General features: G+C 59.6%; 12 protein-coding genes and 1 tRNA gene. 4 read left to right on the top strand and 9 right to left on the bottom strand.

The features are described from left to right. Window positions 1–15 precede the first annotated feature (15 nt). Genes ACR0AZ_RS19850 through ACR0AZ_RS19860 form a run of 3 tightly spaced genes read left to right on the top strand, consistent with a single transcriptional unit; the run spans window position 16 to window position 3,610 of the window. Window positions 16–1,515, top strand: a complete 1,500-nt coding sequence (locus ACR0AZ_RS19850) for a di-heme oxidoreductase family protein (RefSeq protein ID WP_480668111.1) — start codon at window positions 16–18, stop codon at window positions 1,513–1,515. A gap of 1 nt (window position 1,516) precedes the next feature. Beyond that, the gene (locus ACR0AZ_RS19855) at window positions 1,517–2,524 is read left to right on the top strand and encodes an imelysin family protein (protein ID WP_480668112.1); all 1,008 of its coding nucleotides are present in this window, start codon (window positions 1,517–1,519) and stop codon (window positions 2,522–2,524) included. A 3-nt stretch (window positions 2,525–2,527) separates the two neighbouring features. Next, window positions 2,528–3,610, top strand: a complete 1,083-nt coding sequence (locus ACR0AZ_RS19860) for a DUF1513 domain-containing protein (protein WP_480668113.1) — start codon at window positions 2,528–2,530, stop codon at window positions 3,608–3,610. Window positions 3,611–3,641: 31 nt separating this feature from the next. On the opposite strand, the gene lptF is transcribed toward ACR0AZ_RS19860, so the two are convergent. The 8 genes from lptF to ACR0AZ_RS19900 form a co-directional block, all read right to left on the bottom strand. Continuing rightward, entirely contained in the window at window positions 3,642–4,781 is a 1,140-nt protein-coding gene (gene lptF / locus ACR0AZ_RS19865; protein ID WP_480668114.1) for an LPS export ABC transporter permease LptF, read from the bottom strand. A 72-nt stretch (window positions 4,782–4,853) separates the two neighbouring features. Further along, window positions 4,854–6,269 (bottom strand): flavin-dependent monooxygenase QhpG, encoded by a 1,416-nt coding sequence (gene qhpG, locus ACR0AZ_RS19870; protein WP_480668115.1) that lies wholly within the window; start codon window positions 6,267–6,269, stop codon window positions 4,854–4,856. A 4-nt stretch (window positions 6,270–6,273) separates the two neighbouring features. Further along, window positions 6,274–7,584 carry a radical SAM protein gene (locus tag ACR0AZ_RS19875; protein ID WP_480470649.1) on the bottom strand — a complete coding sequence of 437 codons (1,311 nt, stop codon included), beginning with the start codon at window positions 7,582–7,584 and terminating at the stop codon, window positions 6,274–6,276. Next, the gene (locus ACR0AZ_RS19880) at window positions 7,581–9,341 is read right to left on the bottom strand and encodes a ferritin-like domain-containing protein (RefSeq protein ID WP_480470650.1); all 1,761 of its coding nucleotides are present in this window, start codon (window positions 9,339–9,341) and stop codon (window positions 7,581–7,583) included. Before ACR0AZ_RS19880 ends, ACR0AZ_RS19875 begins: the two co-directional genes overlap by 4 nt. After that, window positions 9,334–11,007, bottom strand: a complete 1,674-nt coding sequence (locus tag ACR0AZ_RS19885) for a hypothetical protein (RefSeq protein WP_480470651.1) — start codon at window positions 11,005–11,007, stop codon at window positions 9,334–9,336. The genes ACR0AZ_RS19880 and ACR0AZ_RS19885 overlap by 8 nt, the downstream gene beginning before the upstream one ends. A 38-nt stretch (window positions 11,008–11,045) precedes the next feature. Beyond that, window positions 11,046–12,611 carry an FAD-binding oxidoreductase gene (locus tag ACR0AZ_RS19890; RefSeq protein ID WP_480470652.1) on the bottom strand — a complete coding sequence of 522 codons (1,566 nt, stop codon included), beginning with the start codon at window positions 12,609–12,611 and terminating at the stop codon, window positions 11,046–11,048. A gap of 123 nt (window positions 12,612–12,734) precedes the next feature. Then, a complete protein-coding gene (locus ACR0AZ_RS19895) occupies window positions 12,735–16,043 on the bottom strand; it encodes an adenylate/guanylate cyclase domain-containing protein (RefSeq protein WP_480470653.1) in 3,309 nt (1,102 codons plus the stop codon). Window positions 16,044–16,270: 227 nt separating this feature from the next. Further along, window positions 16,271–16,346: transfer RNA gene (locus ACR0AZ_RS19900), tRNA-Trp, on the bottom strand. Window positions 16,347–16,490: 144 nt separating this feature from the next. On the opposite strand from ACR0AZ_RS19900, the gene ACR0AZ_RS19905 reads away from it, so the two are divergent. Further along, window positions 16,491–17,195: a lysophospholipid acyltransferase family protein gene (locus tag ACR0AZ_RS19905; protein ID WP_480470654.1), complete on the top strand. Its 705-nt coding sequence runs from the start codon at window positions 16,491–16,493 to the stop codon at window positions 17,193–17,195. Between the two features lie 17 nt (window positions 17,196–17,212). On the opposite strand, the gene ACR0AZ_RS19910 is transcribed toward ACR0AZ_RS19905, so the two are convergent. Next, entirely contained in the window at window positions 17,213–17,398 is a 186-nt protein-coding gene (locus tag ACR0AZ_RS19910) for a hypothetical protein (RefSeq protein ID WP_480470655.1), read from the bottom strand. Window positions 17,399–17,743 lie beyond the last annotated feature (345 nt).

A 17,743-nucleotide genomic window follows, 5' to 3' on the forward strand; every position in this document is an offset into this window, starting at 1 on the left:
CTGATATCGGTGGCCATGTTCGTGGCCACCCCCTCCCTTTCCGCTGACACCACGACGTCTCAGCTGAAGGATCACCACCTGAACACCCTGCCCAGAACCGCAGAAGAAACTACGCGGATCAGAGCCGCGACCGCAGCGCCCGAGGATTTCAGCGTGCCTCAGCGGTTCGAAGAGCTGTCCGCAGGGGCCGCCACAGTTCGCGTGCGCACAGATGCGGATGCGTTCTCTCAACCTTCGGCCAATATCAGTTTTGAGCAAGAGCTGAACTTCAAAGTTGGCAACGGTCTGTTCAAGAAAGTCTGGGTCTCCGCGCCTTCCTCGACCCTCGCCTCGGATGGTTTGGGTCCCTTGTATAACGCACGGTCCTGTCAGCGTTGCCATATCAAGGACGGGCGTGGGCATACGCCGAACGGGTCCGACGACAACGCCGTGTCGATGTTCCTACGGGTTTCGATCCCGGGTCCGCCAGAAGACGCCCCCGCCGAGATCGCCGATTATATCGCCACCCTGCCCGAACCGAACTATGGCGGGCAGATGCAGGATTTCGCACTGGCCGGGCATCCGGCGGAGTATCGGCTGGACATCACTTACGAAGAAATCGAGGTGGCGTTGTCGGATGGTGAGACTGCCTCGCTTCGCAAACCGACTTACGCTGCCGCTGATCTGGGTTATGGCCCCTTGCACCCCGAGGCGATGCTCAGCCCTCGGGTCGCCCCGCAGATGATCGGATTGGGGCTGCTCGAAGCGATCCCGGTCGAGGACCTGCTGGCCAATGCCGATCCCGAGGATGCAAACGGCGATGGTATCTCGGGACGCCCCAACATCATCTGGTCGGCCGAATTTGACGCCCCCATGATGGGCCGTTTTGGCCATAAGGCCGGGATGCCCACGGTTATGGAGCAATCGGCGGCTGCATTTGCCGGGGATATCGGCATCTCAAGCCCTCTGTTCCCCGCGCCTCATGGCGATTGCACAACTGCGCAGATTAATTGCGTCGATGCTCCGCATGGGGATGGCGACGCACGTGCGTATGAGATCGATCAAGTTGGTATGGATCTCGTCGCCTTCTACAGCCGCAATCTGGGTGTCCCTGGTCGGCGCGATATCGATGATCCTCAGGTTCTGCGCGGGAAAGAAGTCTTTCATATCTCAGGCTGTGCGTCATGCCATACGCCCGCGTATGTCACACATCGGATGCCCGACCGACCCGAGCACAGCTTTCAACTGATCTGGCCCTATACCGACCTGCTGCTGCACGACATGGGCGAAGGTCTGGCCGACAATCGCCCCGAGGCACGCGCCACGGGTCAGGAATGGCGCACACCGCCTTTGTGGGGCATAGGCCTGACTGAGCGTGTTTCAGGCCATACCCAATTTCTGCATGACGGGCGCGCAAGGTCATTGATCGAAGCGATCCTGTGGCACGGGGGCGAGGCGCAGGCTGCCCGCGATACCGTGGTTTCAATGCCCAAGCCCGACCGCGACGCCTTGATCCGTTTTCTGGAAAGTCTCTGATATGCGCACCCTCGCTCTTATCAGTGTCCTGCTGCCATTCGCGGTTTACGCGCAAGACCGCGCCCCAATCCTTATCGACGTGACTGAAAATCACATCCTGCCGCGCTTCGCCGATTTGTCCGAAGCGACCGGGGGGCTGTCACACGCGGCACAGGCAGATTGCACTCCCGGTTCTGCCGAACTACGCACCGCCTTTAACGCCGCTTTCGACGCCTGGGTTTCCGCAAGTCACCTGCGCTTTGGTCCAACCGAGGTCGACGACCGCGCCTTTGCTTTAGCCTTCTGGCCGGACACCAAGGGGTTCACCCCAAAGGCCCTTTCCGGATTGATCGCTGCCGAGGACGCAACCATCAACGACCCCGAAGCCTTTGCCGAGACCTCGATCGCCGGGCGGGGATTCTTCGCGCTGGAACGGATGCTTTATGACCCGGCTATGGGGGAACAGGGCAGTGCTGCGTATCGCTGTGCGTTGATCCGGGCCATCGCCACCGATATCGACCGCAATGCTGGTGCGATCAACACTGATTGGCAGGGCTACGCCCCGCATCTGACACAACCGGGCGGAAACAGCCCCTATCGCTCGGGCGATGAAGCCATGCAGGAGCTGTTCAAAGCTCTGAGCGTCGGGCTGCAGTTCACCTCGGATACGCGCCTTGGTCGCCCGCTTGGCACCTTTGACCGCCCCCGCCCCAACCGGGCCGAGGCACGCCGGTCCGAACGCTCGTTGCGTCATGTGGAGCTCTCTCTGGTCGCCCTGCGTGATCTGGCTGCGCGACTGTCCTTTGACCACCCCGAAATCGCCAGCGATCTGGACGCTGCGTTTTCCAGGGCCATTGACCGGGCACAAGCGCTGGACGACCCGGCATTTGCCGGAGTCGCCGATCCGCAGGGCCGACTCCGCGTCGAGGCGCTCAAACAGTCGATTGACGATATCCGCGCCATCACCGCGACCGAACTTGGCCCAACGCTTGGCATCAACGCCGGTTTCAACTCATTGGACGGAGACTGAGCCATGGCCACGCGCCGCACCTTTCTGGCCGGGCTTGCCGCCTCCAGCCTAGCGGCCATGCGTAGCTGGGCCGCTGTCGGCGCCCCTGAGTTTCTTGCCGCGGGGCTATTTCCGAATGGATCATATCGGCTGGCTGGTTTGGATGGTCAGGGGGCAATCCTGTTTTCCGTGCCTCTGCCCGCACGCGGACATGCCGCCGCTGCCCATCCGTTCAAAGCTCAAGCCGTCGCGTTTGCCCGTCGCCCCGGCACCTTCGCCCTTGTGATCGATTGCACGACTGGAGCGCTGATCAAAAAACTTGAAGCTCCGACAGGGCGCCATTTCTACGGTCACGGCGCATTCTCAGCAGATGGTAGCCGGTTCTATACCACCGAGAACAACTATGACGCGGCAGAAGGCGTGATCGGCGTCTGGGATGCCAACAGCTTTGCCCGGCTGGGTGAGTTCCCTTCCGGCGGCACAGGCCCCCATGACATGCGCCTGATGCCGGATGGAGCGGTTTTGGCAATTGCCAATGGCGGGATCGAGACACACCCGGATACAGGCCGCAGCAAGCTGAACTTGCCTGTGATGCGACCCAACCTCACCTATACTGATCTGTCGGGTGCGGTACTCGAACAGGTGGCGTTGCCACAGGCTTTGCACAGGAACTCGATCCGTCATCTGGCAATGCATGCTGACGGGCTGGTCGGGTTCGCAATGCAATGGCAAGGCAGCCTGACACGGCACCCTCCGCTGTTGGGGCTCCACCGCCGCGGCGAGATACCGCGCCTGATCTCCGCACCCGCGGCCTTGCAAAGCGCATTGCAAGGCTACGCTGGCAGCATCGCCTTTTCTGCCGATGGGCAGACGGTTGCCATCACCTGCCCGCGTGGCAACACCTTGCATCGCTTTGACGTCAGCAGCGGCGCGCTGACGGGTACACATATCCTGGAAGATGTCTGCGGCCTCAGCACCGGCACCGAAGGGTTGGTCTTCTCAACCGGCACAGGAGCGTTCGGGCGTCTGCACGAAACCGTCTCGATCACGGCAAACCCAGATTGCCAATGGGACAATCACTTGGTCCGTATCAATTCGTTTGGATGAGCAACTCGTCGACGCGATAAACCCTCAGACGTCAGGCCGTTGCGGCGTCAGGCGTACCGCCACGGTTGGCTCGTCTGAACAGAGGACGCCCCGCGACAGACAGAAACAGGATAGATAAAACGACGCCGATCAGCGCAGGCACATAGAGCAGAAACCAGAGCTGAGGATTGCCGATCACGACGGGCGCAACAAAACCTCGCACCCCTTCAAGCAGCACGAGGATTGTGAAGGCTCCGAAAATCTGCGGCCAGAGACCAAAGCGCGAGAAGCTGCCCAGCATCAGCGCCGAATACCCCACCAGCGCAACGGCTATGCATATGGCCACCCAAGAAAACCGCTGATGCAGTTCTTCGACCAGCTGGCCCACGGAATGTTCGTCTGATTTGGCGACGGCTTCGATATCCTGCAGCAATTCAATTGTCGGAATCGCCTCGCGGCTGCGCAGACTGCTATCGGTATTTCTGGTCAGCTCCGAGATGTCATAGGTAGCATCCTGAAACAGGGTCGATGACAGCGTGTTGCCCTGTTGATCATATCTGAGCGCCACGCCATCGAGCATCACCAGATGGATACCTGTGCTTTGATTAACCAGATAGGCCGTGGTGCTGGAATAACTCACCGGATTGGCCTCGTCCCGACGATCCGAGACAAAGACCTCGTGCAGGGTGCCGTCCAGTTCGATATCCCCGATATAGACGGTCACACCTTTCGCGGGGTGCAGAAACTCACCTTCGTTCAGCAGTTGCGCGGTCACGTCGCCCGCGACTTCAGCCTGCCGCTGTTCCAACTGCTCGACCGAGGCGGGCCGTAGAAACACGCTGATCACAGCCATCATGAGCCCCGCGCAGAGACCGAACATCAAAACCGCCCGCGCCAACCGCCATGGGCTGGAGCCGGTGGCCAGCATGACCGTCATCTCGCTCTCGCGGCTCAGTCGGTTGGTTGCGTAGACAGCCGCAGCAAACACGGCCATCGGCATCACCGTCCGGATCAGTGTCGGCAGGGTCAGGGCCGTGAATTCCAGAAACACCAGCGCCGATTGGCCGCCGCTGATCACACGATCAAACAGACTGACTGAGCGGGTGATCCAGAAGACCCCTACAAGCACCAATGTGAAAAAGCCAAACAGCACCAGCAATTGCCGCAGGAAATACCCATCAAAACGCGACATGCGACCTCTTGTATCTTGGCGGTTGGCGTTGCGGCGAACCTTATGCCATTCGGCGCGCAGAGGAAACCGTGATTACATCCGATCAGCGGCAGGGATCAGAATGCGATGATACCAGAGCCAGCGCAGAAGGCGCAGCGCACGCTGGGGATCGAGGGCGTCCGACCAACAGGCGGTGATATCCACTGCGGTCGCCGAGCCATCCAGTCGCTTTAGCAGAGGGCCGAGGGATACGCCTTCCAGATTTGCAACCGGCCGTGGGAGGTTCGGGTGAGTGACGACAACACCAAGCTCGATACGAGAGGCGGTCTGTACGCCGGACGTGATCAGCTTTGCCTGCGGGGACAGGGTCAAGATCTGATCGTCGTGTAACATCTCGGGGTTCGGGTCCGACTGGGGCGGCTTTAACCAGTCCAGCGGTTGCGCGCGCTCAGCCCAGAAAGGCGCGGGATCGATAGTGTTTTGCCGGGCATAGAAATCAGCGGATAGCGCGGCGTGGGCCTGCACCCGTTCGATCTGGCGGTCAGCATAGAAGGACAAGGCCAGTTCGCCGTGCTGAGGCGTCTCCAGAGCCGTATTTACCACTGCCGCGGCTTGCACCGCCTGCCCCATCGCAAGTTGCACCCCCTGCGACGACAGAGCGTCGACCGAAAAGCTGGCCTCTCCAATCCTCAGCAGGTCGCGCGCCGGTGGCGTTGTCTCAACCCGGCTGGTTGCATCCGCGCGCCGCACCGGTCCGATCCGGCGCTGTTCCAGACAGGGCGACAGCAGGGTCGATTGTGCCAGCAGATTCAGATACAGGTCGCGCCGACCTGCAGGCGACAGCCCGTTGCAGGTATCGGGATCAACAAAGACCATCGCATTGACCAGCCCGCCGGGCAAAAGAGCCCCCCAATACCAGTGTGAAGACCCAGCCTCAATCCGCGCTTGTGGACCGAAGCCCGGCGACACCTGCCAATAGGCATAGAGCGCCAATAATGGCCGCGAGGCATTGCGAAACCGGCGACTCAACCCGGCTTGCCGTCCTGCGGCGTCCAGAAGAATCTGCGCCCGGATCTGAAAGGTACCCGCGTCGGTGCGGACCGGCACTTCCCAGCCAGAGCGCCCTCGCACCGGGCGGTATGCACGGGCAGGCTGAACGATCTGAACACCCGCCGCCTGCGCAGCACGTAACAGCACAGCGTCGAACTGGCCCCGATCTACAAGAAGGCCGGGGTAATCACCATCGACGCCCCGACGCTCGAACGTCCCGGCCCAATGCAAGACCGAACCGTTGGCGCGCAGAAACCCGGCCTGCGTAACGGCTTCTTCGACCCCCAGCAGGTTCAGGATCGGCCAGATCGAGGGGGGCAGAGACTCGCCAACATGCTGACGCGGGAAAGGTTGTCGCTCGATCAGGCAAACGCGGCGACCCAGCTGAGCCAGCCTTAGTGCAGCAGCGCTACCTGCCGGGCCGCCACCGATCACGCAGATTTCGGTCTCTATCACCATCTGATCAGGCAGAGGCCGCCCGCGCGGGTGTGCCGAAATAGTCTGGTCTCATCTCGGACAGGCGGGCATATGCCTGCAGGCAATAATGTAGCCAACCCCGAATGTAATCGCAGGCGGGGCGCCCGCGATGGATGACCTCGTGATGACAGCCGCCGCCGCACAGATAGCGCGCCCAGCAGGTGTTGCAGGGGGACTGAGTGTGTACGTGTCGATCTGCCAGCCAGTTTTCCCGCCGCAAGTCAGGGCCGTCGTAGACGTCGCCCATCGCCCCGGCCTCGTCTTCGACAAAACGGTGGCAGGCGAACAGACCGCCATCGGCAGACACGCCAAAGTAGCCACCGCCCGCGCCGCAGGCATAGGGGCGGTGCGTGCCGCGATGGATTTCCTGCATCGCCGCCGCCATGTTCGAGAATGGATAGCGCCGTCCCTGGATCACCGCCGCCTCAAACACCTCACCACAGCGGATCATCTGGGTCAGCATTTCGTCCAGATCGTTCCGGTCCAGCTCATGCTGGCCATTGGGCGACGCCAGCATTGGCGAGAAGCCGATGGAATGGAAGCCCATACCAACGAAGCGTTCAAGTGTTTCGGGCAGATTCATATTCTGCGGTGTCACCGTGACCCGTGCGCCGACCTGCATGCGACGTTGCGCGGCCAGCAGCGGCTCAACCCGCTTCAAAATCGTATCGAAGCTGCCCCGCCCACCACGATTGGGACGCAGCTTGTCATGAACCTTGCCCACGCCATCCAGACTGATCGTGACGGCAAATCCATGTGCTTCAAAAAACGCCGCATCCTCGGGGCGCAGCAAGGTGCCATTGGTGGTGATCGAGAAGCCAACACTCAGCCCATCTGCCTGCGCCTGCTCCACCGCATATTCCGTAGTACGCTGCACCAGATCGCGGTTGATAAGGGGCTCGCCGCCCAGATAGGCGAGGTTGATCCGCACGCCGGGTTCGGCTTCGGCCACCAGCCGGTCGACCGAGGCTTTCGCGACTTCCCAATCCATATTCCGCGCGGGGCCGCCAAACTCTCCGCCCGCCGCATAGCAATAGGTGCAGGCCAGATTGCATTTCTGCGCCACGGCCAGCGACAGCGACCGCACCGGCATGCCCTGAGGTGGCGTGTCGTCGATGAACGGCGCACCATCCAGACCCATTGCACTAAGGAAAGCGCTCTGGCCAGTCTTGTCCATCGCCGCGAACCGGCCCGCCGTTCCCGCCGGCACATCGAATACGCGCGAGCCATCGACGGCCAGCATGTGATCCCCATGCCCGCTGTCAAAAAAATGCACCTGCGCGGCGGGTGAGATCACGCCTTGCCCTCCGTCCAGAACGGAATGCCGATCCCTTTGGCGGCCAGTGCTTCGCCCTCGACCCGGAACAGCTTCATGTCGTCGCGCACTTGCTGGATATAGGTCTGAGACTCTTCCAGCTTCCCTTCGGCTTCAAGCGTATATGCCTTGGCAAGCCCGTCCTTGACCTTGGCGTACAGATCCAGTGCCGTTTTGGCCTCTGCTTCGGTTCCGACCTCGATCTGGCGCAGATAGGCCGGTGTGCCCTCGCCTGTGTCATACTTGGCCAGAACATCCTTCATCTGACTGAAGCGCAGAAAATGCTCATCTCCGTCCGTATCGATCCGCACCGCCAGCGCATAAAGACGACGTTCAGGGAACAAGTCCTCTTGCTCCAACGTTGCCACACATTGCGCATAAGCGCGGTCGATAAAGCCGCCGGGACGCTCAATCTCGATGAAATCCGCAAGCGCCTCGGCGGTCAAAGGCCGCAGCGCGCGGGGCTGCGTCTTACCTTTACCCGCTGGCAGGGTTTCAGACGGGGTCAAGATCGGTTCATAGCCCTCAGGCTCAAGCTCCCACAGCAATTGGTTCGCCCAGCGCATATGGGTCATCTCGCCAATCGCGACCTCCAGAACCGAACGGCGGGCAAAGATCAAGTCATCCTTCAACGTCGGCCATTTCTTGGTGTCCGCCGTCTCAGGGTCGGCCAGCGAGAAATAGGCATAGAGATATTGCAGGCTCAGCGTCATCTCCATCGCAGCCAGACGGGTCTTGAGGTCTTTGATCATCTCCTCAGGTGAGTCATAGGGCTCAACACCCGGTAACTCAGGATCAACCTCATAAACTTCGCCCGTTTCGCGGCCTTCGACCACTATGGGCAACTCGCTCCACATCTGGTTCACCTGATAGTGGTCGATCTGATAGGGGCGGTTCTGCTCCACTGTATTCAGCGCGGCGACATTGCCGGACGGAGACTTATCCGAGCGCAGCCAATCTAGATATGTCTCGGCCTCAATCGGGTTCTTCGACTGGCCCGAGGGCAGCTGATCGTCGTGCGCCACCTCAGCCATCACCACATCGGGGTGGTTTGAGGGCCAGTAGTGGCAGCCGCAATCGCGGAAATCATGGGACCACGGGTTGCACAGGCTCTGCGTCAGTTCACCGGGATCATAGGCTTCATTGAACGCGCCCGCCTCGGTCCGGTACTGGCGGCGAAAACCGTGCAGGACAACCTGCTCCGCATCCACTTCACCTTCGTGATCACGGCGCTCCAACGCGATGCTAACCGGTTTGTCATCACCGTGTTCCAGACTGCGGATGAACCGCCAGATCATCAGCCCGTCATAGGGCTTACCATCTTCGTCCTTGAAAGTAATACGCTTGCCGCTTTGTTCGACCCAGGACAGGAACCAGCGCCCCTGGCTAAGCTCTGCGCCGATGTCGCCGCTATAAGCCTCGAGCAAGGTCTGCACCCAGTCTTCGGGGCTGTTGTCGGGCAGCATTGGGTCATAGAAGTAATCGACGAAGACCAGATGGAAGCCCTGCGAGTTCTTCGGCGCCTCAGGCACGGGGTTTAGCGGCACGCGCACCGCGTTGAACACCAAACCGGGAAAGAACCGGCGGTCGAGGTTACGCACATCCATTTCCAGACCGGGAAAGCAATTGCCCACCGATCCGTCCAGTCGCGTGTTGTCGGGGTTGCCCGGAACCTTATAGGCCACGCGGGCAGTCAGATTGCGGGGTTTGACGCGGATTTGGCCGGGTTGATCAGACATTCTGAGCCTCCGATTCCTGTGCAACCAGATAGTCGATGAACGAGATCACCAGATGATACTGCCTGCGCGACAGAGACAGCGGGTAGTAGTTGGAATCGCGCATATAGGGCGGCATCCGAGCGTCATGCATCGAGTCGCGGATGATGCGCGGATCGCGGAAATCTGGGTTCGGGGCCTGATCCGGGTTCGGGTCGGTCTCAAGCTCGGTCAGGATGCCATAGGGCGGGCGCAGCAGCGTTTTCACGAAATCCGGGCGGCGTCGCAGGAAATCCAGCAGGTTGGCCTCGTCAATCAACTGTTCATGCACGAATTTTGTGGCCACCGTATAGGGCAGCCGGTCATTGGGTACTGAATTTGAAAAGACCGAGATCGGCTGCGGCCGGATCAGTTCGTCGATCTTGTCGGGCGGCCTCGCGTCCTCTTCCGTCATGGATTTCGCATCGGTCGACGGCAGACCCGGCGTCACGGGTATCCCGGTCTTGGCCTGCAGCTTGGCATTGTCCTTCAGACCCTGCGCCCGAATATCGTCGAGATTGATCAGGCTGTTGGTCTCAAACGCGCGGCGGAAGATGTCGACCACTTCGGTCTTGGCCTGCCGGTAATTGTCTTTGGTCACCGAAATCAGCGACAGATCGCGGTCGGCCAGATCATCCTCAAGGCTGTAGAAAGGTCGCGCATCAGGCGCAAAATCGGGCGGACCGGTCATGATCTGCGCCCGCGCGGTCAGACGTTCGCCGCGCACGGCCAAAGTCGCCTCTATCACGCCATCGCTGGTGTCATCAGCCACGCCCCAGGATTGGTCATTGCCGACGCGCGCGCCATCATAGCTGTCATGCGGCTCGGGATCGTCCGAGGTGCCGGACATCATGATCCATTTCGACCATGGCGTGTCGGGGTTCAGAATACGGTTCTGTTCGGGCACGATTTCGTGGATGCGCCCATATTCCGATTTAGGCGGGTCGTTCTGGTACCCCGGCACCGCCAGCGTCGCCGGGCCATAGGCCGCATCCGGCGGGCCATAGACCTCACCCTTAGGGGGCATGAACCGCAGGCGCAGGATGCTGCGGTCGATGAACTCTCCTTCAACCGGTTCATCCTGACCGTGAACCGGATGCATCACACGGATCGAGCCCAGAGGGATCGGGTTGTGTTCATACACCATCGGTTGCTGCTCAGAGGTATACGGGCTGAAAGCCAGCAGCGGTTTCGGGGTGAAATCCTGCCCCGCAATCTCGACCCGCGCGCGAAACCCGCAAGCCGCATCGCCGGTCCGGCGCTCGGCCTTCGTGTTCCCGACGGTGACGGAATATCGCACGTTCTGCAGCGACAGGCCCTGATCGTCGAGCAGGTCCAGCGTCACCGGTGTCTCATATTCCTCTCCCGTTTCGGCGTCATGCATCTTCGCCCATAGTTCGAAGAACGGAGCGACCGGACGCAGCGCACCGCCTTCGTCGCGAAAGCGGATCGTATCGGGATCGGGCAGGTAGGCAGTTACACTGCCATCTTCGACTTCGCGCAGGGTTATGTTCGACCGGATGACCGTCTTGTTGTTGCCATGGGCATCCATGTCCTGCTGCCATTCATAGCTTTCCAGCGGTGTCTCACCCGGCCCCAAACGGGCAACCGCAATGGGTGGCAGAAAGAAAATCTCCTGAATCGTATCCATGCTGGGCCCTCCCCGTTTGGCCATGGCAGCCCCTGCTTTCAGGGGTTCGAATATGTCTCATAAGTTATCGTCCAGTCATCGAAGATCGACTTGGACGTGTCCCGGATGATTTCCGGCGGCGCATCGTCGGGCACCGGAGAAATGCTCTGCTGGTAGTGGAAGAAATTCTTCGGATCGAACTTCTGCTTCACGAATAGAAGTGAGTTGAAATACTCCCCCCAATATTGCCAGCGATAGTTCAACTGTGTCCGACGCGGATAGTTCTGATAGACCCGGTCGATGAAATAGCCTTCTTCGGTCATCAGCTTCATGAACCCGTCGAGCCAGGGCACGACGATCTCTTTTTCCTCTTCTGATACCCAGAACACATCGACGTAAAAGTTCAGCGACACATCACGGTGGATGAAGGCATTGCCCTCTTTGCCCAGCGGCATCCGGTTGATCGCACCGCCATAGGGTTCGATCGCAACCGCGCCATAGGCATTCGGCGTGCTGTCGAGGTAATCCACAACGCGCTGCCATTCAGCCGCGTTGAGCTGGCGTTTGATGTATCCGGCCTGTTTGTCCTCACGGGCCTGATCGGGTACCACGGGAATGTCGTACTTGTCGTCGTAAAGCCACGAGTTGATTTCCTGATAGGTGCCATAATTCTGGTCACCCTCATCCATCTCGCCGCCGATCTCATCGCTGAGCAAGGGCTGAACGAATGCGTTTCCCTCTTCGGTCGTCCCATCATAAAGCGCAGACAGCAGCAGCACCTTCTTATCCCCCTGATAGGCCAGAAAGATATAGGCGCCGAACCTGTCATCCTCGCAAGTGCTCATATAGTTGGCTTGCAGGAACTCCAGCGCCTTGGCGGCTTTGCCCAGCGGCCAGGTGATATGACAACCCCAGACCTTGTAGAGCGGGTGAAGCTGATACCGTATCTCCAGCAGGATGCCGAAGTTGTTGCCCGTCCCGCCCCGGATTGCCCAGAACAGATCGGGGTTCGTATCCTGGTCGGCAACCACGATGCTGCCGTCCCACAGCATCACGGTGACGCCCAAGACGTTGTCACAAGCCATCCCGAACCGGCGCGATGTAAAACCATAACCTCCGCCCATCATGAAACCCGCTACACAGACATCCTGACACGCCCCGCCGGGCACATGCAGGTGATAGGAATTCAGAACCGAGTTCAGCATCTTGAACGGCGTGCCAGGCCCCACATAGGCCATCGGAACATCCGGATCGACGGTCACATAGCGGATCCTGCTGGTGTCCAGCACCATCTGATTGTTAACCGAATACCCCGCCGTACTGTGCCGCCCGGACCGCGCCACCACCCACAGATCATGCTCACGTGCGAAAGCAAGACTGGTGCGCACGTCCTGAATGGTCTCGCAATAAACGATGATCTCGGGATAGTCCTGAAAAGCCGGATTCCAGACCTGTCGGTCATTGTTGTAATCAGCGTCGGTGGGCAGGGTGACCGTTCCAATCAGCTTCTTCTCAAAGTCGCGTATCTGCTCGGGCGTGATCGAGTGATATTGCCGCAGCGCCAGATCGGTACGGCTTTGCGCCACGATATCCTTAGCCAGAAGGGTTTTGCTGATCTTTTTCATCGGGTCTCCTCACACCAAATGAACCGGCGGCGTGGAAACGGATATCCCCACGCAACTATGATAAAATTTCGGTATCATCCCATATCTGCCGAGGCCCAAGCTGGCAGCAATGGACCCCTTCGGTCAAGTGGTTGTGTCCATCAAAGCCCGCGCGTCTTGCAAGTCTGATTGATCCGCCGCGCTTTGCCCGAAATGCGACAGCGCCGCATCAAGCACCCCACCCGCGGGCTCGCCTCTGCGCTGCCGCCACTGCGTCAAAGCAACAGCTGCGCGCAATTCATACAGCCGAGCGCCTTGTCGCTGGGCCGTTTCGATTGCACGTAGCAGCAAGGGTTCGGGGTCACCTCCGGTTTTCGCAACCAGTTCGGCCTCGATCCGCAATTGCTCGGCCTCGGCCCATTTCTCTTCGGTCTTGTGCAAAGCCTGTGTGGCTTGCGCCATGGTTTGTTGTGCGGCGGCCAGATCACCGGCACTGATTTCGATCTCCGCAATCAATGAGGGGAAGAAACTTTTGTAGTTGCCAGCCCCGACCGACCACCAGTCTTCCGAAGCCTGACGCAGGTCATCGATATGCTCGGGGTCAAAGCTTGTCACCGCCCGAGCCCAACTTCGCCACAGACGCGCAATGGTTCCCAGAAACTGCAGCGAATGCTCCTCGGCCAAGGTCGACAGGGCCTCGACGTCTTGTAGCAATGCGGGAATATCACGTACCAGCAGATGGACCTTGCACATGTAAACCAGAATCTGTGCCACGCTATGCGCATGCTTAAGCTCTTTGGCCCAATCCAACGCCGTCTGCTGCACCTGCAACGCCTCCTGATGGCGCCCCATCAGGCAATAGCACGTTCCCAGAAACGCCGAGGTGATCGCCGCATGATCAGTGCCATAAACATAGGCCAGTTGGCTATGCTGATCAAAATCATACAGCGCCCAGGCCTGTTCCAGATGTGTTTGCGCCTCGGTCAGGTTTCCCAGATGCAACTGTACCGCCCCCATGGCGCGGTGCCCGACCATGCGGTGTTCGGTCTTGCCGCTCTCCGCCGCCAGATCAAGGATTTGCGCCGCCACCTCCTGCGCCAGCCGGTATTCGGCGCGCACCAGATGAAAGGCGTATAGACCGTTGAGAACAGGGAACAGCCGCTCAGTCTGCTCGGCACGGTGGCAGAGCTCGCGCAGGCGGCCATAGGCCTCGCCCGTAGCATCACCGGAAATACCGCTGGTCGATCGCAGAACACCTGCGCGCAGGATCTGAATATCGATCTCCTGCACGTCTCGTTCGCGACTTTTGGGCACTTTCGACAACTGATCCAGCGCCGTCGACAAATGTGTCAAGGCTTCGGCCAAAGCCGAGCGTTCGATGGCGCGACGCCCTGCGCTTTGCCAATGCAACACAGCTTCGTCTGTGCGCTGGGCCAGAGAATAGTGCTGTGCCAGAACTTCGGGTTGGGTCTGCGCCAGCTGCGGCTGGTTTTCCAGTAAAGCACCCGCCGCGCGGTCATGCAGCACCTGCCGTTCCGTGCGCAGCAGGCTGTCATAGGCCATATCCCGGATCAGCGCGTGGCGAAAAATGAACTCGTCCTCGGTCGCGTCCGGCGCTTGCAGGATAATTCCCGCCGAAGACAACTGGTCCAGACCCGCTTGCAGAACCGTAGGTGACAGGATTGACACCGATGCCAGCAGTGCGATCGAGAACTGCCGTCCGAACACCGCCCCGGTCTGCGCCACTTCTTTCGCCATGCCTAGCCGGTCCAGACGTTCCATCAGCGAATCCTTCAGCGTGCTGGGCACCGAAAGCGATGGCAGCGGCCCGCGCAAGGCATATCCTTGATCCGTCAGCCGTAGCTGACCGGATTCCAGCAAGCCACGCGTAACCTCTTGCACATAAAGCGGAATACCATCAGTCTTGGCCGCGATCAGATCGCAGACCTCGGCAGGCACCACGTTGCCACCCGCAACTTCAGTCACGATCTCGGCCACATCCCGGTTGGTCAGGCGCTTGAGAGGCACATGGAGGGTATTGTGATGCAGCCCCCATCCGGGATCAAAACCGGGCCGTGCCGTGACGACGATCAACACCGGCAGCTCTCTGATCTGCTCGATCACACGGTCGGTCAGGGTCAATGTCGTCGGATCCACCCAATGCGCATCCTCAAACAGCAGCAATACCGGTTTTTCACGCGCCAATGCGGCCAGCTGCTCGGTCACGGCCTCAAGCGTGCGCTCCAGCTTGATCTGTGGCGGCAGATCAAGCGGCCCCAACATCTCGTCCGCATCGACGCTCAACAGATCCGCGATCAGACGCTGATGCTCGGGCGAGTGATGACGCAGAATGTGGGCAAGCTTTGCAAGCTTTTCCTCATTACTGTCCGTTGTCGCAAATCCTGCCGCACGTTCAAGATGCTGAATAATCGGGTAAAGCGCCGAGTTGGCGTGGAAGGGCGAACACTGAAAGTTCAGACGCAGCGTCTCCTGCGCTTGAGCCTGCTGGCTAAGCCCTTCGATCAGGCGGGATTTTCCAATGCCCGCCTCGCCGGTAATCAGTACCGTCTGGCCGGCCCCCTGACGAGCCTCATTCCATTTGTCATTGAGCTTGCGGAACTCGGCCTGACGGCCCACCAACCGGCTGGCACCGGCATCGGGCATGATGTCGAAACGCCGCTCAATCCGGGCCTGTCCCGTAACAATCCATGCCTGAATCTTCTCTGAAAAACCCTTGAGGGCAAATGAGCCCTGATCCTGCAGGTCAAAAGCGTTGCCGATCAGTCGACGCGTCGATGGGCTGATGATCAGCGTATTCGGCTCGGCCAGCCCCTGCAAACGCGCTGCCAGGTTGGGTGTACGCCCCATGACCACGTCATGTTCCTTGAGCCCTTCACCATGAATCTCGCCCACAACCACCAGTCCGGTCGACACACCGATCCGCGCCTTGAGCTGCTCCTGACCTTCAATCCGCCCCAGTTCGCCCAGAATATCAAGGCCCGCATGAACCGAGCGCGCCGCAGCATCTTCAAGCGCGTGGGGGTAGCCGAAGTAAATCATCGCCCCGTCACCCATGAAGCTGGCTATATGCCCACCAAATCGAGCAACTGACGTAGAACAGATCTCTTTGAAACGGCGCAGCAATTCGCCCAGATCTTCCGGATCCAGACGTTCGGACAGAGCAGTCGAGCCCACAAGGTCGACAAACATAACAGTCAGCTGCCGTCTCTCGGCTACAATCTTACCGGTGCCCTGAACTGGCGCAGGGTTGTTGTCGCGCGCGCGCCCCAACGCTGCCATCAAGCGGCGCCGTGGGCCAAGCGGCAAGCCCAGATCAATCAGATCATGTTCCGACAAATGCGCCAGATCAGCACGCGTGACTTCGTTCGACGCGAAAACGGGCGCGTATTTCGACAGCCCTATTTCCTCAAGGTATACGTCGAGATCAGTCATTTTTCCCCGTGTCCCCGCTCGCCTCCGGGTTCCCCTACCCGGTCAGGTTCCCCACCTTCGACAAAAGCCCAGCGACTCTAATACGTTAGGTGGATTCTTCTGATGGCGTGTCCCGCAGCCTTGTTCAAGCTTTTTCTTTCTGTCCCGATACGTCAAGTAAATTGCATATACGGGCAACTTGGATATGGCGCAGCCATGCGGCGGTTTTTTGTCATTGATGTGGGAAATGGCAGGGGCAGCAGGGTTCGAACCCGCGACCTACGGTTTTGGAGACCGTCGCTCTACCAACTGAGCTATACCCCTAGGCTGCGCCATCAGATATGCCAGTGAAGCAGAGGACTCAAGAGGCTTTTTTACTTTTACGCCCAGTTTACCCGCTGACAAAAAAGTTGCGCCCGGCGTGCAGTTCTTTAAGACAAAGCTCGGCCAGTCAGGAGGACCACAGCCTTGAGCATCCGCAAGAAAATTGCCGACAGCGAAGCCGTACTGAACTGGGTCGCGCGACGGATCGCAAGCTATATCCGTCTGGTCCATCGCACCACACGCTGGCAACGCATCGGTTACGAAGAGCTGGACCAACTGGCCGAGCAAGGCGAACCGGTCATCGTGGTGCTCTGGCACCAGCGCCTGGCGCAATCACCTTACTTCTTCCCTCTGGACAAGGGCCGTATCTGCTCGATCACCTCAGCAGCGCGTGCGGGCAGCATGGTGGGGCGTGTGCAGAAACTGTTTGGTATGGACACCATCGCCATGTCCAGCCGCAAGCGCCATGTCGCCCTGTCGCGCGAGGTGTTGGGCAAGATGAAACAGGGCATCTCAATCGGTATCGCCGCCGACGGCCCCCGCGGCCCCGAACGGGTATCGTCCACTGTCCCACTGGTCTGGGCCCGCACGTCAGGCAAGCGAGTTTTTGGCATCACCTATTCCGCACGATATGGGCGCGAAGCCGGAACCTGGGATCGCCTTCTGATGCCGCGCCCCTGGCGCAACGAAGGCGTATTCCTGTGCCGCGAATGGACCGACCCGGTTCCGCGAAAAGCGAGTGAAGAGCAGATCGAAGCGCTGCGCGTGAGCCTTGAGCAGCATATGAATGACATCACGGCCGAGGCAGATCGCATGGTCGACCGTGAGCCGTGGGTACCGCAGGTCTGAACGTATCCGTCCTGGAGTTAACCAGTCAGTCGCTGAGGGCAGTCAGCCCGCGCGCGTCCAAAGCGCTTACGTTCGCGGCAAAAGTCGCTCACTTTACAATCTAGTTCTTGTTCATCATCGCTCAGAATAGCGGCGCGCATATCGTCCAGATCCTTGCTGTGAAGGATTTGTGCTCCGTAGTTCAGAAATTCAAAACCAAACATGAACATCTCCCCGTGGTATTTGCGGTTCGCTAAACGCGCGCTCCGCGTTTCTTGTTTCGGAACACAGGTGGGTGTTCAGGTTTTGGAAGATGTGGGCAACAGATTAAGATTGCACAATCAGCGATCAATAAACGATACGCGAACGCTCCTCTATTGAAAGGGCCGCCCCTATTGGATGGCTTTCTTCAGTTCCCAGGTTGGGTCCGAGATTATTCGACGAATAATCTCACGCCGCGCCGAAAGGATTATCAAATAAAAAAGGCCGCCCCGATTTGGAGCGACCTTCTTTAGTTCAACCGAGTGGGCTCTCATTGCTCTTTCAGAGCAACTGCCGCCCACCAGTCG

The sequence above is a fragment of the Ruegeria sp. BE3 genome, assembly GCF_056538865.1.